Source organism: Pseudomonas sp. (assembly GCF_050739995.1).
Taxonomy (GTDB): domain Bacteria; phylum Pseudomonadota; class Gammaproteobacteria; order Pseudomonadales; family Pseudomonadaceae; genus Aquipseudomonas.
This window is the reverse complement of the sequence record NZ_JBOICG010000732.1, coordinates 1-18,553: the sequence shown is the minus strand read 5'-3', so window position 1 is coordinate 18,553 and position 18,553 is coordinate 1. Positions and strand designations below refer to the sequence as shown.

At 53.3% G+C, this 18,553-nt stretch carries 18 protein-coding genes; 17 read left to right on the top strand and 1 reads right to left on the bottom strand.

What is annotated here, in order from left to right:
• From ssb to ACRESD_RS24730, 5 genes are all read left to right on the top strand, one after another.
• A partial coding sequence (ssb, locus tag ACRESD_RS24750; protein ID WP_431753315.1) for a single-stranded DNA-binding protein occupies positions 1-474 on the top strand: 474 nt, incomplete at its 5' end.
• 204 nt (positions 475-678) lie between these two features.
• Positions 679-1,869, top strand: a complete 1,191-nt coding sequence (locus ACRESD_RS24745; RefSeq protein ID WP_431753314.1) for a tyrosine-type recombinase/integrase — start codon at positions 679-681, stop codon at positions 1,867-1,869.
• On the top strand, positions 1,856-3,439 hold the full coding sequence (locus ACRESD_RS24740; protein WP_431753313.1) for a hypothetical protein: 1,584 nt from the start codon (positions 1,856-1,858) through the stop codon (positions 3,437-3,439). Before ACRESD_RS24745 ends, ACRESD_RS24740 begins: the two co-directional genes overlap by 14 nt.
• Positions 3,439-5,577: a hypothetical protein gene (locus tag ACRESD_RS24735; RefSeq protein WP_431753312.1), complete on the top strand. Its 2,139-nt coding sequence runs from the start codon at positions 3,439-3,441 to the stop codon at positions 5,575-5,577. Before ACRESD_RS24740 ends, ACRESD_RS24735 begins: the two co-directional genes overlap by 1 nt.
• A gap of 25 nt (positions 5,578-5,602) precedes the next feature.
• Entirely contained in the window at positions 5,603-6,079 is a 477-nt protein-coding gene (locus tag ACRESD_RS24730; RefSeq protein ID WP_431753311.1) for a hypothetical protein, read from the top strand.
• Between the two features lie 216 nt (positions 6,080-6,295).
• Here the strand turns inward: ACRESD_RS24730 and ACRESD_RS24725 are convergent, their stop codons facing one another.
• Positions 6,296-6,781: a helix-turn-helix domain-containing protein gene (locus ACRESD_RS24725; RefSeq protein ID WP_431753316.1), complete on the bottom strand. Its 486-nt coding sequence runs from the start codon at positions 6,779-6,781 to the stop codon at positions 6,296-6,298.
• 891 nt (positions 6,782-7,672) lie between these two features.
• Here ACRESD_RS24725 and ACRESD_RS24720 point away from each other — a divergent pair.
• From ACRESD_RS24720 to ACRESD_RS24665, 12 genes are all read left to right on the top strand, one after another.
• Entirely contained in the window at positions 7,673-8,071 is a 399-nt protein-coding gene (locus ACRESD_RS24720) for a DUF6957 family protein (RefSeq protein WP_431753310.1), read from the top strand.
• A gap of 18 nt (positions 8,072-8,089) precedes the next feature.
• A complete protein-coding gene (locus ACRESD_RS24715) occupies positions 8,090-8,320 on the top strand; it encodes a hypothetical protein (RefSeq protein WP_431753309.1) in 231 nt (76 codons plus the stop codon).
• Positions 8,321-8,332: 12 nt separating this feature from the next.
• Positions 8,333-8,869 carry an HAD domain-containing protein gene (locus tag ACRESD_RS24710; RefSeq protein WP_431753308.1) on the top strand — a complete coding sequence of 179 codons (537 nt, stop codon included), beginning with the start codon at positions 8,333-8,335 and terminating at the stop codon, positions 8,867-8,869.
• A 450-nt stretch (positions 8,870-9,319) separates the two neighbouring features.
• Positions 9,320-9,688, top strand: coding sequence for a hypothetical protein (locus ACRESD_RS24705; protein ID WP_431753307.1), 369 nt, complete (start codon positions 9,320-9,322; stop codon positions 9,686-9,688).
• Positions 9,689-9,736: 48 nt separating this feature from the next.
• Positions 9,737-9,925, top strand: coding sequence for a type II toxin-antitoxin system Phd/YefM family antitoxin (locus ACRESD_RS24700; RefSeq protein ID WP_431753306.1), 189 nt, complete (start codon positions 9,737-9,739; stop codon positions 9,923-9,925).
• 44 nt (positions 9,926-9,969) lie between these two features.
• Positions 9,970-10,851: a hypothetical protein gene (locus ACRESD_RS24695; protein WP_431753305.1), complete on the top strand. Its 882-nt coding sequence runs from the start codon at positions 9,970-9,972 to the stop codon at positions 10,849-10,851.
• Positions 10,852-10,934: 83 nt separating this feature from the next.
• Positions 10,935-11,123 carry an AbrB/MazE/SpoVT family DNA-binding domain-containing protein gene (locus ACRESD_RS24690; RefSeq protein WP_431753304.1) on the top strand — a complete coding sequence of 63 codons (189 nt, stop codon included), beginning with the start codon at positions 10,935-10,937 and terminating at the stop codon, positions 11,121-11,123.
• Positions 11,124-11,416: 293 nt separating this feature from the next.
• Positions 11,417-12,013, top strand: coding sequence for a DUF1819 family protein (locus ACRESD_RS24685; protein ID WP_431753303.1), 597 nt, complete (start codon positions 11,417-11,419; stop codon positions 12,011-12,013).
• On the top strand, positions 12,004-12,582 hold the full coding sequence (locus ACRESD_RS24680) for a DUF1788 domain-containing protein (RefSeq protein WP_431753302.1): 579 nt from the start codon (positions 12,004-12,006) through the stop codon (positions 12,580-12,582). Before ACRESD_RS24685 ends, ACRESD_RS24680 begins: the two co-directional genes overlap by 10 nt.
• Positions 12,583-12,596: 14 nt before the next feature.
• On the top strand, positions 12,597-16,265 hold the full coding sequence (brxC, locus tag ACRESD_RS24675; protein ID WP_431753301.1) for a BREX system P-loop protein BrxC: 3,669 nt from the start codon (positions 12,597-12,599) through the stop codon (positions 16,263-16,265).
• 9 nt (positions 16,266-16,274) lie between these two features.
• A complete protein-coding gene (locus tag ACRESD_RS24670; protein WP_431753300.1) occupies positions 16,275-18,011 on the top strand; it encodes a DUF262 domain-containing protein in 1,737 nt (578 codons plus the stop codon).
• 27 nt (positions 18,012-18,038) lie between these two features.
• Positions 18,039-18,553: hypothetical protein (locus ACRESD_RS24665; RefSeq protein ID WP_431753299.1), on the top strand; the 515-nt coding region annotated here is incomplete at its 3' end.

The following is an 18,553-nucleotide window of genomic DNA, read 5'->3' as shown; positions in this document are numbered from 1 at the left end:
GGCCAGGATCCCGAAGTTCGCTACTTGCCTAACGGTAACGCCGTGACCAACCTGAGTCTGGCGACCAGCGAACAGTGGACCGACAAGCAGACCGGCCAGAAGGTCGAGAAAACCGAATGGCACCGTGTGTCGATGTTCGGCAAGGTGGCAGAAATCGCCGGTGAGTACCTGCGCAAAGGTTCGCAGGTCTACATCGAAGGCAAACTGCAAACCCGCGAGTGGGAAAAGGACGGTATCAAGCGTTACACCACTGAAATCGTGGTCGACATGCAAGGCACCATGCAACTGCTGGGTGGCCGTCCACAGGGCGACCAACAAGGCCAGGGCGGTATGTCCAACTCGGCACCGCGTCCACAGCAGTCGCGTCCGCAGCCAAGCCAGCAGCCACAGCGTGAGTCGCGTCCAGCGCCACAACAGGCCGCTCCACAACCGGCTCCGGATTTCGACAGTTTTGATGACGATATCCCGTTCTAGTCCGGATAAAACCTAGTTATGTAAAGCATTTTGTATAGCTAGTTGTTTTCACTAAGATTTAAAATTGGAAGCCCTTAGGTTTGTAAAGAAACCTGGGGGCTTTCTTTTTGTGACTGTAAAGCACGGATTGGAAAACCGGATAAACGGCTTTTGACAAGTAAAGGAAACGCGCTAAACCGAATGTAAAGGATTCGGAGGTAGGTCATGCGCGTAGAACAAGTGATCTTTCCCACTGGTGATCGGTTGCCCATGCTTTTGGACGACCAAGACTTGCCAGTCCCTGAGGCATGTGACTGGATGTTGTCACGCCGCCAACGAGCCTTCACCACGCAATCACGCAACATGCAGGAACTGTTAGTTGTTCATGACTGGGCGAGAGTTAGGCGAATTGATCTTTACGAGCGTCTACAGTCTGGGCGGCAATTTACTGAAGCTGAGATAACCAGCCTGGTCGAGCGACTTCGTCGGCCGTCGAATGCGAAAGTTGTCGTAAAGCTGGCGGTGAGCCCCGATACTGCCAATAAGCGCATCAGTACCACGCGAAAACATATGGCTTGGTATATTGATGAATTGATTGCCGATCCGGGCACTTCTGAGACTCAGCGGCAACGGCTGAGTGATATGAAGGAAAAGCTAATCAGCAAGTTGCTCGACTCGATGCAGTCACCTGAAGGTAACCGCTCGTACCATAAACACCTAACATTAGACCAAGCGCAGTTTCTTCAAGACGCACTTGACCCTGAAGGGGCGGTGCTATTTGGAAGGGACAGTCGCGGTAGACTTCGAAACTTTTTGATGGTTTGTTTGTTGGTATTCTTGGGGTTGCGAACAGGTGAGTTATTAAGCCTGCGTATCCAAGACATCAAGTTTGGTGCGATTACTTCAATTCATGTAATGCGGCGAGGCATGAGTCCTGTCGACCAGCGCCGCAGACCGCCCAGAGTTAAACGATTGGGGAGAATACTTCCGCTTGACTCTCCGCGTCTCGCCATGATGCTTGACGACTATATTATGAATGAGCGGCAGTGGTTCCTCTTGCATGGCCGTAGCAACGATAGTGGTTTTGTCTTTCTGAGTGACGAAGGCGCGCCGCTGTCGACGGATAGACTTCGCCAGCTATTCAAGGATCTTAGAACACATTTCCCTGATAAACTTCCGAGCCATCTCATACCCCATTCTTTGCGTTATACCTTCACCGATTTAGTGTACGAGGAGCTGCGCCGTCAAGGGAAGGAGGAGGATGAGATTGAGCAGATCTTGATGTGCCTACGAGGCGATACTTCGCCGAAGTCCCAAGATGGCTATATCGACTATGGCGCCCGAGGAAAAGAAGCCCTGCAGCGCTACCAGTCTCAGGTAGCCAGCAATAGGAATGCGCCCGATGTCCTTCTTTAGCGCGTCACCTCACCTGGAGCAGTTAGTTGCTGATAACGATTGGGCTGAAATTCCCGAGGAATTCGTAACACGGGAGGGGCGGCTAGCAAAGCTTATCGGAGATAAATGGCACCTTCCGTGCGAACACTTGGACGGTAATGTAAATATCCATAAATATGGTTCACCTATTCTTCAATGGGTTGTGACCAAGTATATGATCCATGTAGCTCAAGTGACCTCGTCAATCCACTCCTACAATGGCGTAATTGAAATTTATGCAACGTTGCGTCACCGAGACTTCTTCACGAAATCATTGAGCTGCGTGGATCCTGAGTTGTTGAAGCCAGCGCTGGTTGAGCAGTTTGAGATCTTGATTTTACGGTTGAAGGAGGAGCGCAAACTCTGGCGCGCTTACCGGCCCATTCGCTGGTACATCTGGGCGGCGGAAAACTATCCAGAGCTGGGGTTTTGCGAGCTGTACGCAAGTGAGCTCGATTGCATGAAAATACCAGGCGGGCCAAAGGGCGAGGCGGTTCGCTCACAAGACCCGGAACAGGGGCCACTTCATCCACACCTAGAGGTGTCGCTGATCGTTGACGCATTGCGGAGAGATGTCGGCCAAGAGTTCGAACATTACCAGCAGCGCGCTGCGGTGGCTATTTCTAAGACCTATGGGCGCAATCCCGCGAATTACATCGCGCTACGAGAGGAGGATGTCTTTGATCTTGTAGATGATCCGGAGGAACCCGAATGGGCGGTTAAGCTTCCTCGGATAAAAAAAGGCTTCAGGTCGGCTCGCTCAGATTTCATCGTTGAATCTCTCGATGACGAAACCTGCCAGCATATCAGGGCGTTGATCGAACAGAACGAAGCGTTCGACAGCCTGGTTGAAGTGAATGGCAAGCTAATCCCGTGCGCGCGACCTTTGTTTCGACGCTTAGAGCCGAATCATCTGCGACTTCAAACGGGCGATTATGAGTCGGCTTATCATATCTACACTGCGCATTATACGAAGCTTCTGCGTGATTTCGCAAAACGTATGGGGCTGGAATCACCTCTCACCCAGGGGCGAATGATCCTTACGGCAAGACGTTTCCGCTACACCGTCGGAACCCAATATGCTGCCATGGGAATGTCGCGGAAGGAGTTGGCACATCGTCTTGACCACACTGACCTTCAGCACGTTCAGGTCTATTACGACATCTTGGATAGCATGCGATATGCGTTGGATAAAGCTGGAGTGCTCGTCTATTCACGGTTTGTTCACTTGTACCAAGGTGGGGGAGCGATTCCGCTTAATTACCCGGTGGAGCGTGACCAACTGATTGTTACCGACCAGCATTCCCAGCCGGGCGATGTGGCTGCTTTGGGGGGCTGTGGCTTGGACGACCTGTGTCATAAACACCCGCCATTTTCTTGCTACCTCTGCCCCAAGTTCAGGCCTTATTTATCTGACATCCATGAGCATATCTTAGACGTCTTGATTCGTCAGCATAACGAGCGGCCTGAGTCGCAAACGCTGGGAGTACATCGTGTCGATGTGATTCTGGCTGTGGGCCAAGTAGTCCGTATGTGCCAAGGGGGGCTCTGATGAAACGCTCGAAATCCTACAGGTGCCGCCACAGAGGTACCCTACTTGCGGTCGACCGGTCGGATCCGGTATCAAACCTAAAAGTGCTCGTTTCCAAATCGCGAGCGAGGATCTCCAGCCTTGGCGTCACTCATGAGTGGGAGAGCGTGGTATGGACTCTGTGCCCCACCCTGTTCGCCTTGACGGGTAAGCATACTGAAAGCGTCACGCTTAATTTCAGCTTGCCCAAGTCCTTGGGGGCCCAGCCGCTACGGGGCGGGTGGGCGGACGTTGCACGGGCTCTTTTCATCGAGCGTGAGCGCGAGCAGCATAAGTCGGTTTCCTCACATCGCACCTTTGTGGCGACCATCGGCTGCGTTCAAGCCTCTGCGAGAAACCGGGGAGTGGAGCAGTTAACTCCGGCGATCCTCAATCAAGCGTGCCAGTCGCTCGACCAGGATATCGCGTCGGCGCAGGAGCGCTATAAACGGCATAACATGGTCAGTGAGTTTGCACGTCGATGCAGCGAGTTGGGGCTCTGTTACGTCGATCTCAAGGGCTACATCTACGACGGTCGATCCAGGCCTTCCGACTATGGGGGACGTTCTGGCCGTCGATTGGATGATCCAGCATTACTCACCGAGCAGTCGTCACGCATTGTGGCAGAGCCGACTTTCAAGGTACTTGGGGAATTATTCAAACAAGTTCCCCGAGACCATAAATACCGAGTGTATTTGTTGATCATAACACTGCTCGTGTCTCTGGGACGGCGATTAAGCGAAATCACGCTGCTGCCTAAACAGAGGCTGGAGAAAAGAGTTTCTGGGTACTATTTCTCCTACCTCAAGCTCAAAGCTGCTCATGGCAGTCGGCAGTATGAATTGACTTCAATGCTGGTGATGACTGAAGTTGTGCCTTTGGTTGAAGCGGTGTTGCTCGAATTGAATGATACCAGCGCCGAACTCTATGCATGTGCGGAAGAGATGTGCAGAACCCAAGGCCCTGACCTCAGGTTTCTAGATGGACTGGCTGATGACGAGCCGCTCTATATGACGCGGCTGCTGGAGATGGGCTTCCCTTCTAGCGTGCTTTCCCCAAGCGGTTGGTTCGGTACCAGAGGGATGATTAAGTGGGATTTGGCGATCCGTGGAGTGGTTAAGAAAAATGGCTTTCTGTTTCGTCAGGACGTCGAGCGCTATTGTCGACATCACTATAAGGCGCGTATGACGCAGCCGCTGTATATGGCAGGTGGTCGCAATTACTTTATAAAAGACATGTTGCTGCTTAAACAGCTCGGCACATCCTCGGGGCATTACATACGCCAGATTGCCGATACGGTAACGGCGGCCTCCTTTGATAAGTTTTTGCTGCATTTGGAGCCGCTTTGCGTTGAGTTTGCGTCTAATCGTATTGATCAGAAATTTACGTCACATGACTTCCGCCATACCATGAATGACGCTTTGGACAAGGGTGGATTGCCAGAGATCATGCAGACGGAATACTTTGGTCGAAAAAACCCTAAAGATACCAAGGCGTATCAGCACACTTCGCCCGAAATGAAAGCATTAAAGATTCGTGAAGAAATTAAGCTTGGTCGGGTTGGAGGGGCGCTCGCTGAGCGTGCCATGAGATTACCTCAGGATAAAAGAGAAGCCTTTTTGGCTTCAAAAGTTCGGGCCGTTCACGACTTGGGTGCTGGTATGTGCTTTCATACATGGGAATCTGGCCCGTGTGGCCGACATCTGGACTGTAATAGTGGATGCCACCTTTTAGGGTGGCCAAAACAGCCTGCCGAACCTTCTCAGCTTTATGAGGAGCTGCTGAGTCAAGCAGCGCAGCACCTCCTCCAATTAGAAATGGGGGAAAGCATATTCCCGCTTGCAGAGGGCACAGATTCGAGCTGGAGCAAACACTTGTGTTTAAAAATTTACAACATTCTGGATCGGGCTGATGAACTCGTGCCAGGAACCGAGTTAAATGATCTCTACGTTTATATAAATTCAGGTGGGTTCGACAAGCATTTCGCACATAAGCTTATTGAGGACGTGGGCAAAGGGTATGAACTATATTTGAAGTGTCGTGACAGGTTTAATGATGCTTGCAAAGCCTATGCGGAGACTGTGTTTTTTCCGGTGGTTCCTTTTGTCCCGGTTGGGTAGATAATTTAACCGAAGAGATAGCTTTATGTCCTATAGGAAAATGACAGAGGGTGATGTTGTTGCTATCGTAAAGTTTCTTGAGGGTTACCGCTCTGACGAGAGTGTGATCCGATGGCAAGATGTTGAAGCGTTCTCCAAATTTACGCGCCAAGCATTGAATGCTCACCCTAAAATTAAGTCTGCTTATCGATCTGCAAAGGATCGGTTGGCCGATGCGCGGCAGGTAGAGAGTAGTCCGGTACCGGTCTGCGGTGTGAGCGCTGAATTAGCAGAGGAGATTGAGTCCCTACGGAAAAAAATTGCAGTTCTCGAACATCAGCAAGTTTTATGGCGAAGGAGATGGTACTGCATTGCTTATCACATTCGTCAGCAGGGGATTCAAATGTTTACTGTTGATAAGCCTGTGCCAATCGGCTCCGCGCAGTTGCCTGAAAAGGAAGTTCGGCGGCTGTTAGAAGGTTTTGATCAGGATATTCCACCTGTGGCAAGTCATAGATCATAATTGATGTTATGAGAGGCACTTTCATTTATGTGCTGCTGTCTCTGAAAGGCTTTGTGAGCTAATGGGCAAAAAAATCATCAACCAAGCGGATGTTCTTCAGTTGGCGCAGGAGGTGATGGAGGCCAAGCGTTCGCATCAGTGCACGAAGCTGGGTCTCGGCTTGTCCACCTCTTGGTCATCAAGCCACCATTAGAGGGATTTGCTAGGGACGCTGCCTCACGCGACTCCCAAGCCGGAATGCCAGATTTTATGGACGGTTGAAGCAGCCATCCCCAGTTTCAAAGACGTCTGCTTTTGCGTCATACCTTCGGTTTTACAGGTAAGCACGGCTTGAATTCTTTCCGCAGGTATTGGCCGTTTGCCGGCTTTACCGGTTACTAGATCATTGCCTTTGAAATGGCTCGGTAAGCTAGAAAGAACTCCTAACGCTTCAAGCTTTTTCATCTCTGCCTGCAGATGAGCAATGCATGCAGCGAGAGATTCTTGACGTTCATAGCTCGATGCCATTGCCAGCAAAGCAATGGGGTCGACATCCAGTCGCGCGCTGATGCGCTCAAGCATATCCAGTGTGATGTTGGATTTCGCATGCTCGAGATTGTGCAAGTGGCGGGCTTCCACTGCGTCACCTAGTTGCTCTTGAGACAGACCTCGAGCTGTCCTAGTCGAGCGTAGGATCGCTGCCAGCGTTGATCGCGAAGGCATGAATGCTTCCCGCAAAGGGAAGGATAAGGCCACATTGATCAATTCGCATCCATGTAATATAGTTCTCCATTGTGAATTTATGGTGCACGGGTTACGACTACATCACACCTGAGTCGAGAGGCAGATTTCGGCTCCTTAGAGATCAGTGGAGTAGTCGCGGTTTGTCAATATATGGGCTTTATCTTCGAGGTACGTTGCTTGCGGTTCAGTGCGGAACGGGCTGGCAACGATATCGCGCGATACCCCTGACTCAACGCATTGTCGCGTTGAGTCAGCGCAAGCGCTTCTGTCTTCGTTTGGCGAAGCGCCTCACCGTGTTTTGAACTGCAGCACTGCCCAACGAGGAAACCTGCGTCATGTTTATTTCTGATGAATCCTGTTTGGTTGGTCTACCTGGCTTCCCTGGGCCTGGCCGAACAGCTTGGCGAATGGTCGAGCGAGACTCAGAGGATTTTTGGTATCACGTTCGCTTTCGTATCTGTGAAGGCGACGTGACCCGGTATAAAAAGTTGATGCCAACAGACCCCTCCATTCTGGCCCACCTACTCTCGCAGCGGAGTCCAGAGCACTCGATTGCAGAGGTTCAGGTTGTGACTGCGCCTTGTATGAATGGGAGCGCTTCGGATCGCATGGAGAAGCTAATCAGCCTGGTCATCGGATACGACCAAAACGTTGAGTGCGTCATGCTTCACAAAGTCGATAGCGGAGCAATTTACAGCAGCTCTCCCGATGGTGTGACCGACGCAGGAATGCTCACCGATATTCGAGTGATTTACGACGCCACGACTACCGCCGCGATACTGGTTTAGGCATTTCCAACTGCACTGACTATCAGGCCCCGACCGCAGTGACGCTGCGGCTGGCTGCGCTCAACGAGATGGAGAATTTTTGATGGTTACGTTGGATGAAATCTCGCAACTCTTTTATGGCGCGGGGGAAGACGCACCTGGCTGGCAGGGCTCCCAGGAAGACCTGATCTCTCTGGCTGCAAAGGAATTCCCAGGCAAACCCTTCTGCGTAGTGAAGCAATGGATTCTCATCGATCTCATCGTTACTGCAGAAGAAAAGGACAAGTTAACCAAGCTAGGCCTGCTTCCCGCGACCCTTTACGCTCACGAGGTAGTCCTCGACAGCCAAGGCCGCTTTCAACCGAACATGTGGGTTCGGAGCAATTTCGGCGTCTCCTCGACCGAATACATGTTTGAAACCAAAAGTACGGTCTACCTGTTGCTTGGTGATGGTGTAAGGAAGAAAGCAGAACTTAGTACAGTTTTTTCGTTTCGAGCGTAAGCGAAGGGGAGGTGGGACGTGCAGATAGCTGAGCACGAGCACGAGCACGAACGGCGTCGCAAAGCGGTAGCTGAGGTTCTGGGCTGTCGGGCACTCGAAGGTGGTAGGCCGTCCTCTACGCATCTGTTGGCGCTGCAGCGATATGTAGATGGCCTTGTCAGTCTCGACGAGCTCAGTGCGGAGCTGATCGAACGGGTTCGACAGAGCTCTCAAGGATGGGCAGACACTTCTCAAGAGAGCCAATTTTGAAAACTCTTCCCCATGTTTGATACGAATCTCCTGGTACCTAGCCGGCTGAAGCCGAATGACCGAATACTGTTTCTCGATTTTGACGGGGTGTTACACCCAGACGATGTTTACCGTACCCGGAGTGGTTTGGTGTTGCGTGCACCCGGGCAACTGATGATGCATGCCGGAATCCTGGTAGAGATACTGAAGGAATTTCCTCAAGTCAAAATCAGCTTATCGACAAGCTGGGTGCGCATCCTCAGTTACCGCCGTGCACGTGCTGCCTTACCGCCTGAGTTGCAGGCTCTGACCGTGAGCAGTACATGGCACTCAAGGATGCCCAGGGCGCCGCTTGAGGGCTATGACTTATACAGCCGCTATCAGCAGATCCGCTTTGCGGTAACCAGGGCCGGCCTGACGAATTGGCTCGCCCTGGATGATGATCCGTTTGAAAGCTGGCCTGTTAACGATCGACGGCTGATTCGCACTGATCCTGACCTGGGCCTTAGCTCAGTGCTGACGCAGGATGAACTCCGGGCCAAGCTTCGAGCATTGATGGAGTCCGAATGAAAAGGCCAGTCACCGCCAAAAGCATATTGAATCGTTTCGGAGCTGAAGCCGGATGCCAGAAGTAATCGAAATAGAATTTCACAGCAAGGAACTGAGCGACTTTCAGATGAGGCGCTTAGTGAAGGCAAGCCTTCGAAAATTCAGCGTGCCAATCACTGCGTTTATCAGTGATGCAGTCATAGCAGAGGATACATGCGTAGGTATTTCGTTCGACCACATTGAGCGGGACGACGCATATCGGCCTGCAGATGGCGCAATCCTTCGAACAGCAAAAATTCAGAGGGCATGGAAAGAGGGGAGGTTCTGGTTACTTGAAACGCGAGAGGGCAATTACGTCATCGGCAGCTTCATGCGAGATGTTGGGCGGCGAAGTTTTCTTGCGTTGCTTCGCTCAGGTGAACCCCTCTGATCCCTAGCTGCATTTACCGCTGAAATGGATGGAGCTCAAACATGCTCAACACGACCGACGCAGGCCGTCATGGCCGCCACCTGACAGACTTTCAACTCAAAAGAATCATTTGCGCCCAAAAGCAGCCATATGATTCGCCGATCACTGGGTACCTTTGCGACGCGCTATTCGTAGGCAATACGTGTATCGCCATAGTTTTTGATCACTCACGAAAAGGGCCTCGTGAGCAGTTCCAGGATGGGCACATTATTCGAACCTCCCACATCTTATCTGTGCACAAAGAGGGTCGGTTCTGGGTTCTGACCACGCTGAACAGCCTGTATATCGTGGCCAGTTTCAAGCGTCAGATGGGCAGGTCGACGTTCAAAGAATTGGATGCCTTTAGACCGCTGAAGGCTTGTGCCGGGTAGTCGATGTGGAGACGGTGTTTTTGATCCCCACGAAAAGGGCTTGGTCGCATGGCAGATGAGGAACGCTGGACTGCTGCTCACGCGATGACAAACTTCGATGACCTGCTTGAGCGGGTTGTCACAACGTGCAAGCCAGTTTTTATAGTCGGTGAGCGTAATAGCGCGGTACTGATTTCCATGGAGGATTGGGATTCTATCCAGGAAAAGCTCAGGCCTCGCTCACCGCCAGATCTCTAAACAGCTCTCGCTATTGGCTTTGTGATCCCGTTAAGGGCATTGTTTTGAATACCAAGCTCTGGTGTCAGTCGGCTTCAGTCCAAGCATTTCCGACTTCCATTCTGGAAAGCGCACACGTGCTTGTGATGAAGACAGCATGCCTTTCTGCTCTTCTCGCACCTGACACCGCCGCGTGCCTGAGTGAGCTAATCCAGGTCACAAGCGCCCATTACTCGCGAGTGATTGACGGATACAACATTGAGCAGGAGTTCTTGAAGCGTGCAGTGTTGCTGGAAAATCAGCAGTACGCGCTCGGGGAAGACGCAGACCTCGCTAGACGCATCGTGGCAATCTTCGACCATCACTACCAAATTCTTCGTGGACGACCGCACTCTGAAGGGAATGGGACGGTCGCGAGGATGGTCACACATCAGCAGTTCGCTCAGCTTGGTCTGCATCCACATCTCTGGTCGCTTTCGAGAGGCCTGGCACGGAAGTATGAGGAGTACCAGCGTGTCATCTGGCTGGATGATCACATAGGAAAGGATGGGCTCGTTGATGGTCGCCAATTTACACGCGACGGTTCACTCCTCAGCTTCGTCGAATTCATGCTTCATGTCTGTCATGAAGAGGTCGATTACATCGCCTCTGCATTCAATCGCCATCAACTTCGGCAACGGGTTCTGGGGGCATTTAGAGTAAATCAGCGACTCCTGGGTGCAGGGGTAAAGGTTGAAACGGCGCCGGCGGTACTGGCGTTGCTGATACAAGGCTCTCTTCCCAAAAACGAATTCAAGATCTTTACCGGGCTTCCTTCCAGATCTGGCAGCGATGAACTGAACAGATTGAGAGACCTTGGCGTAGTGGCGAACTCTAAAAGCCAGGCTCATAGGGTAGAACCGAGATTGCCAGGATGGTTCGCAGAGGAAATCCTGCCGTATCTATAGCAGACTGTTCATCTTCAGTTTGTCCAAACGGCGTCGTCGACCGTGCTGCGGTTGGCGGACACTCATGAAATTGAGAGTAAAGAATGGATGAACAAAGACGTTGGACATCATTTTGTCACGACGCTGAGGACGGTTCAGGTGACCTCGTTATCGACCTGCCAACCGACATGCTGGCTGAACTGGGATGGAAAGTTGGAGACAGGCTCTCCATCGATGTTGAAGGCGGTCTGGTGATTATCAGGCTGGCTTCTAAGCCGGCCGAGATATCTTGAATGTACGATTCTGGGGCGGCGCGTAACCGATCAGTTTGTACCATTTGTCCATCCACATCTGGCTGGTCGCCAGCGTCGAGCTTGGGAGGTACATGTCGTAATCTGGGCAATGACGGGCATCAGGATGAATAAATCGTGAGCGCTACCAGCGCGATGCTAGGGTGGCGGCTATGGGTTTCTCCCCGTGACTACATAGGAAAATTAAATCGGCAGTCAGATACTCAGCGCTGGCGCTAGCCGAGTCAGACTCTCAAAATAGAGGCTCTTACGCGTTTGAAGAACCAGAGTCATCCATGAGCAGTCCATACCAAGCTAACTTCACGCAGTGCTCTCTGATCGTGCCTGAGACCCGAATCGTTGCCGCGCTGTTACTGCAGGGTGTAGACGTTCAGGAGTGGGATAGGCAGATACACGACTTGAATGTGCTACAAAAGCGTACGGCTAGGACTGCCGATACCTATGCCAATCTGGCCCGTTTACGTCTGCAAACCATGAGCACTGATTTGTGGGCGCTGGTACGGGATGGTAGCGTTCCCATCGCCACCCACGCCGTTCTTGCCGTCACGGTCAAATTCTCGCCGTTATTCGGGGACTTCCTACGTACGGTTGTGCGCGATCAGTTCCGCCGTTTCGCCACCCATATAGAAGCGCGTCACTGGGACGCCTACATTGAAGACAGCCTCCGTGCCCAACTGAACATGCCTACCCTCAGTGACTCCACACGGGTTAAGTTAAGGCAAAATGCCATGCGTATGCTGGCGGAGGCTGGTTTCATCGAGAACACCCGTAGCTTGCGCCTACGCAGTCAGCAGATTGAACCAGCGGTTCTTCACTATTTACGTCAACACAACGAGCAATACGTGCTCGATTGCCTTCAGGTATGCCCGTGAACGACCTCGACGAACGCCTCAATAAAATCCTGGATAAGGTTACCTCCGATGACTTTCTCGGTGGCCAGGGCTTGGGCAACGAGGTGCCGTTCTATGCCTTCGATTATCTGCCGCAGGATGAAGTGAAGGTGCGCGAGCACGTCCGGTTTCTTCAAGGGGCGATTATCAAGCGCCGCCCTGAACTCAAGGTTGCCTTTATCAACCTGTTCGAACTGATGCTCGACATGCTGAAAGACCGCAACAAATTGGATCAATCCATCGAGATGCAAGCTAAGAAAGGTGACGACTACATGCTCAAGGCCCTCAAGGCACCACTTGATGCAGGCAAGGTCGCCAAAGAACTAGTTGATCGCTATCCGCCAAGTGAGTTTGGCCTGCTGGTCATCAACGGTGTCGGCAGTGCCTACCCGCTGATTCGCACCCACAACCTTCTGAATAACCTCCAGCCGTTTATGGGGCAGACCCCGTTGGTGGTTTTCTATCCCGGCCTATATGACGGCCAATCGCTAAAGCTGTTCGGTCAGCTGGGCGAGAAACCCTATTACCGCGCTTTCCGACTGGTGAGCTGAACAGGATGTCCACCGTGCAAATCAAGAGTCTGTTTACCCGCTCTATTCACCGCTCGATCAACGGCGTGATCAAGGCTGACCAGGATGACGCTGAGTCCGTTTGGCAAGAGCTGGATGAGTACGTCATAACCCGCGAGTTGGATCAGCATCTGCGCAGCTTTTTTGAAAGCTATCTGGCTGCCCTGGACAAGCCTCAGGATGCGTCGGGGCGAGTAGGGGTGTGGATCTCCGGTTTCTTCGGTTCGGGTAAATCGCACTTCTTGAAGATCCTCTCCTACCTGCTGGAAAACAAACAGGTCAGCAAGGACTCCGTCACGCGCCAGGCCATCGATTTTTTTGAGCGCAAAATCGCCGACCCGATGCTCGCCGCTGATATCAAGCGCGCCATCGCCGCCGAGACGGATGTGCTGCTGTTCAACATCGACAGCAAGGCTGATAGCGGTGACGGCCGCGACGCCATCCTTCGTGTCTTCCTGAAGATCTTCAACGAGCGCCTGGGCTTCTGCGGCGATCACCCGCATATCGCTCACATGGAGCGTCACCTGGACGACCTGGGCAAGTTTACTGGGTTCAAGCAGGCATTCGCTGACGCTTCAGGCTCCACTTGGGAAGATGAGCGCGACGCCTACCATTTCCAGGTTGATGCGTTGGCTACGGCCCTGTCGAAAACCCTTGGGCAGGAAATCAAGGATGCCGATGCTTGGGTGGAACGTTTTGAAAACGACTTCAGCCTCAACGTCGAAAGCTTCGCCAAATGGGTGAAGGAGTACCTAGATAAGCGCGGTAAGGATCAACGCATCGTGTTCCTGGTGGACGAAGTCGGCCAGTTCATTGGCCAGGACACCCACCTAATGCTCAGCCTGCAAACCATCACCGAAAACCTCGGTACGATCTGTGGTGGTCGCGCCTGGGTTCTGGTTACCTCGCAGGAAGACATCGACGCTGTGCTGGGTGAAGTACGCGCGTCCAAGGCTAACGACTTCTCCAAAATTCAGGGTCGCTTCAAAACCCGCTTGTCGCTGTCCAGCGGCAACGTCGATGAAGTCATCCAGCGTCGCCTGCTCGACAAAGAACCAGAGCCCAAGGATGCCCTGCGCAAGATCTACCGCGAGAAGGCTGACATCCTGCGCAACCAGCTCAGCTTCACCAACACCGGGCGCACATACAAAGCGTTCACCGACGAAGACAATTTCGCCGCCGTTTACCCCTTTGTGCCGTATCAGTTCCAGCTGGTGCAGCGCATTTTTGAAAGCATTCGCAAGGCCGGTGCCACCGGTACCCACTTGGCCCGAGGCGAGCGCTCGCTGCTGGATGCGTTCCAATCAGCCGCCAAGGCCATCAGTGATAAAAACGTCGGCGTCCTGGTACCGCTTTACCGCTTCTATCCGTCTATCGAGGGCTTCCTTGAGGGCGTGGTCAAATCGACCATTGACAATGCCGCCAGCAACCCAAGCCTGCAAGAAATCGATCCCTTTGTGTTGAAGACTCTGTTCCTCATCCGATACGTCGATGAGATCAAGGGCAACGTCGATAACCTGATCACCCTGTTTATCGATGAGATCGACGCTGACCGCCAAGGTCTGCGCAAGCAGATCGAAGACAGTCTCCAGCGCCTGGAAAAGGAAACCCTCGTCAGTCGTAACGGCGATGACTTTTTTTTCCTGACCAACGAAGAACGTGACATCAGCCGCGAGATCAAAGACGTCGACCTCACTAGCGCCGATGAGGCCCGCGAGCTGGGTCAGCTGCTGTTTGATGAAGCGCTGCGTGGCCAGCGCAAGTTCCGCTTCTCCGACAACGGCAAAGACTTTGGCCTCAACCGCCAGTGCGATCTGCATCCACTAGGCAACCGCATTGATGGCGACCTGCTGATCTCGGTCATCAGCCCACTGGTGGATGATCGTGGCACTTGGAACGAGCAACGCTGCATTCTTGAATCCAGCCAGGGGGATGGCAGTGTGCTCTTGCGTCTGGAGGACGAGCGTGACCTGGCCCGTGAACTTCGTCTGTACCTGCAAACCGACAAGTACATCACGCGCAAAAACGACGGCACGCTGCCGCACAACACCAAGCGCATCCTTCAGGATCGTGCAGAAGAAAATCGCCAGCGCCGCCAGCGCCTGAGTACCACCGTGGATCGTCTGCTGCGTGAGGCCGAGGTATATGTGGCAGGCAACAAACTGGAAACCAAGGCTTCCAGTGCGCCGATGCTAGCGGAGGAGGCGCTCGACTACCTGGTGCGTAATACATTCAGGAAGTTGGGCTACATCCAACACCTGAGCACCGACCCCCAGAAAGAAATTCAGGCCATGCTGGCCACGCCGCAAACGCCGGGCCTTGCTCTGGAGAGCACTGGCGAAGCCAACCCGCGTGCCCTCAAAGAGGTTAGCCAGCACATTGAATTGCTCGCCTCACAATCGCGACGCATCGTCCTGCATGACCTAGCGGAGACCCACTACGGTCGTCGGCCCTATGGTTGGCCGGAATGGGAAACAGTACTACTTATCGTGCGTCTGCTGCTTAAAGGCGAAGTCAGCCTGGTCGGTAACGGCGGCCCGCTGGCACAGCAGCAAATATGGAATGAAATCTCCACCCCGGCGCGCTGGCGTACCACCGAAATTCAGAAGCGCCAACAAGTCGGCTCCGGCGAGCTGCAAAAAGCCCGTCAGCAATTCAAAGAGGTGTTCCAGAAGATCGCCCCAGATGGCGAGGACAGTCTCTACAGCCTTCTTCAAAACAGTCTGGCTACCTGGGAGAGTGAGTTCAAACAGTGGCGCGCATTGGCACAGACCGGTCAGTACCCGGGTTCGGATGACATCGACCAGGGCCTTAAGTTGATTGGCAAACTCAAGGCAGCGCCGGATAGCTTTGATGCCATTCAGCTGTTCCTCAAGGAACGCAGTGCACTGCTCGATCTCTCTGACAGTCACGGCGATCTGGATAACTTCTACAGCAGCCAGAAATCCGCCTGGGACAAACTAGGTGCGGCTCAGCGGGACTTCCAGCCCAACCGACCCAAGCTGGAGAAGGATGAAAACGCCGCTCGTGCGCTAGCTCGCATCGACGAAATCCTCAGTGCCAAAGCACCGTTCAATCTCATTCGCGAAGGTGAAGGGCTGATCCAAACGATCACCCTGATCAACGACGGCTTCCTCAGGGAGGCCCATAAGCGCGCGGATGCTTGGTTGGACAAGCAATTGGCCAAGGTCAGCGCCGAACTGGATGACCTACAAGCAAGCACGGATCAGCGCAACAAGAGCCTGCTCGCCCTGCAAAACCTCCGGCAGCGTATTACCAAACAGCGCAGTCTGGCCCATATCAATGACATGTTGGATGAGGCCCGCGACCTGGCCGATGCCGCTATCGATCATCTGCACCTGTTGGCCGAACAGGCCGCCGCCAAAGCTAAAGCAGCAGCCAGCGCACCGGCACCAATGCCCGTGGCATCTGGTAGCGGTAACCCTGGTCTGCCAGTGGCAGAGTCCACTACTCCGATTGTTAATACGCCTGCGGCAGTTGTAGCTCCGGCAGCACCGGTCAAAAAACGCAGGGTAGTGGATGCTCAGCTGCTTGCTGGCTCCGGTTATATCGAGACCCAGGCCGATATCGACAGCTTCCTGGCCAGACTGCGTAATGAGCTTGAGCAGGCAATCGCTGACAATCAACGCGTTGAAATTCGCTAAGGAACAGCCATGTACAAACCGGGCGGTACGATCAAGCAGCTGTTGGACAAGGTCGCTTCGCAGGAGTACATCCTGCCGGCGATTCAGCGTGAATTCGTTTGGTGGCCAGAGCAGATCTGCCGGTTGTTCGACAGCCTCATGCAGGGCTACCCCTTCGGGACTTTCCTGTTCTGGCGTATCGCACCGGAGAAGCGCCAGGAGTACCAGTTTTATGATTTTGTCCGTGACTACCATGAGCGCGACAACTATCACTGCGCTCTGCTGAAAGCCCTCCCCGAGCGAGATCTCGTCGCCGTGCTCGACGGCCAGCAGCGTATGACGGCGCTTAACATAGGCCTGCGTGGCTCCTACGCCTGGAAGCTGCCAGGCAAATGGTGGTCGAGCAATGATGCCTTCCCGACCCGTCATCTTTACCTGGATCTGCTGGGCGAGCCTGATGTGGAAACCGGCTCCGAGTACCGTTTTGAGTTTCTCACTGAGACCGCTACGGAGCTAACGGTAGAAGGCCAACTGTGGCTTCGCGTTAGTCGCGTCCTGCTCGAGGGCGAGGATGATCTGATCGACAGCTTGGACGAGCTTGATCTCAGTGGTGAACAGCGCCGGCAAGCGAAGAAAGTCCTCCGCCACCTCTATCGCACCGTTCACCACAAAGAGCTGATTAGCTACTACGAAGAAGCCGAGCAGGATCTTGGCCGTGTCCTGAATATCTTCATTCGTATGAACAGTGGCGGCACACCGCTTTCCTACTCGGATCTATTGCTGTCCATTGCCGTGGCGCAGTGGTCGAAGCTTGATGCGCGGCAGGAGATTCATCAGCTCGTCGACCAGATGAACAAAGAGGGCGACCAGTTCAACTTCAGTAAAGACCTAGTGCTCAAAGCCGGATTGATGTTGTCGGACATTGGCAGCGTCGGCTTCAAGGTAGAAAACTTCAACAAGGCCAACATGGCATTGCTGGAGGAAAACTGGTCACGCATACACGAGGCATTGCTGCTGTCGGTTCGGTTACTGGCCAGCTTTGGTTTCAACAGCCAGAACCTACGTGCCGACAGTGCCCTGTTACCCATCGCTTACTACCTGTTCGCCCGTCAACCTGGGGAGGGCTATTTGTCCCGCGTTGAGTACGCTCAGGATCGTGAAAATGTGCGTAAGTGGCTGATTCGCAGTCTGCTCAAGGCTTCGGGAATCTGGGGCAGTGGTCTTGACACCCTGCTGACTGCTTTGCGTGAGCAGATTCGTACCCATGCGCAAACGGGCTTCCCTGTATCTCAGATCGAAAGCGTGATGTCCGCGCGCGGTAAGACGCTTTCCTTCACGGAGGAGGAGCTGGACGAGTTGGTCGAGCTTCCCTATGGCGACAAGCGAACTTTTGCCTTGCTCTCGCTGATCTTCCCAGGCTTCGACCTGTCCAGGCACTTCCATGTAGACCATATCTACCCGCAGGCTCGTTTCACCAAGCCTCAGCTGCGTAAAGCAGGTATCCCGGAGGAGTTGGCAGCAGAGGTGGCGGATAAGGCTAACCGTCTGGCTAACCTCCAGTTGCTCGAAGGCAGCATCAACAACCAAAAACGCCAGAAGATGCCACATGACTGGTACGCTCAGTTCAAGCCAGATGCCCTCGCGCGCAAGCAGTATCTGGCGGGTCTGGAAATCACCGATCTCCCAGAAACGCTGGCGGAGTTCCCGGCGTTTTGTGAACAGCGTCGCAAGGCGCTTAGGGCCCGAATCGTTTCAGCCCTTCAGTAGCCATATTTGCCGAGGAGAAATGCCATCATGGAAGAGCCGTTGAAGGCTACCGACTGGCAGCGAATTACCAATGAGGTAAAGACAACCTATACCTCACACCTTGAGCTCTACAGCTTCAAAAAATACCCCGCGCTTGATTATGAGACCTTCAAGAACACCTTCTCTGCGTTGGCAGAGAAGGTGGATCTATTGGCAGCGCTGGTGTGGAAGTGGGGGCACTGGGGCAAGGACGACTTTCCCTCCAAGCAGAAGTCCTTGATCGGCGAGATCGAGAGTCTGTGGCCTGCTTATCGAGGCTGGGCGTTATTTGCTGGTGATCAATTCACCCCCGAAGCAACTTTTCAATGGTGGGATAAGCGTTTGGGTAGGGTGCGCTATATCACCAGCGCCTACCTGACTCACCTGATCCATCCGCTACAGGTGCCGATCATCGACCAGCATAATTTTCGCGCCATGAATCATCTTCGGCAAATCCCGTCCGCCAAGAAAAAACCATCCACCTGGTGCGATATCGTCCGGCTCAAGCATTTCCTGCATGAGGC

Bases quoted from the DNA above. Each gene is read 5' to 3' on its own strand.
- ACRESD_RS24720 (WP_431753310.1), top strand. From the start codon at position 7,673: ATGGTTACGTTGGATGAAATCTCGCAACTCTTTTATGGCGCGGGGGAA.
- ACRESD_RS24705 (WP_431753307.1), top strand. From the start codon at position 9,320: ATGCTCAACACGACCGACGCAGGCCGTCATGGCCGCCACCTGACAGAC.
- ACRESD_RS24730 (WP_431753311.1), top strand. From the start codon at position 5,603: ATGTCCTATAGGAAAATGACAGAGGGTGATGTTGTTGCTATCGTAAAG.
- ACRESD_RS24740 (WP_431753313.1), top strand. From the start codon at position 1,856: ATGTCCTTCTTTAGCGCGTCACCTCACCTGGAGCAGTTAGTTGCTGAT.
- ACRESD_RS24710 (WP_431753308.1), top strand. From the start codon at position 8,333: ATGTTTGATACGAATCTCCTGGTACCTAGCCGGCTGAAGCCGAATGAC.
- ACRESD_RS24680 (WP_431753302.1), top strand. From the start codon at position 12,004: ATGCCCGTGAACGACCTCGACGAACGCCTCAATAAAATCCTGGATAAG.
- ACRESD_RS24735 (WP_431753312.1), top strand. From the start codon at position 3,439: ATGAAACGCTCGAAATCCTACAGGTGCCGCCACAGAGGTACCCTACTT.
- ACRESD_RS24690 (WP_431753304.1), top strand. From the start codon at position 10,935: ATGGATGAACAAAGACGTTGGACATCATTTTGTCACGACGCTGAGGAC.
- ACRESD_RS24685 (WP_431753303.1), top strand. From the start codon at position 11,417: ATGAGCAGTCCATACCAAGCTAACTTCACGCAGTGCTCTCTGATCGTG.
- ACRESD_RS24745 (WP_431753314.1), top strand. From the start codon at position 679: ATGCGCGTAGAACAAGTGATCTTTCCCACTGGTGATCGGTTGCCCATG.
- ACRESD_RS24725 (WP_431753316.1), bottom strand. From the start codon at position 6,781: ATGCCTTCGCGATCAACGCTGGCAGCGATCCTACGCTCGACTAGGACA.
- ACRESD_RS24700 (WP_431753306.1), top strand. From the start codon at position 9,737: ATGGCAGATGAGGAACGCTGGACTGCTGCTCACGCGATGACAAACTTC.
- ACRESD_RS24670 (WP_431753300.1), top strand. From the start codon at position 16,275: ATGTACAAACCGGGCGGTACGATCAAGCAGCTGTTGGACAAGGTCGCT.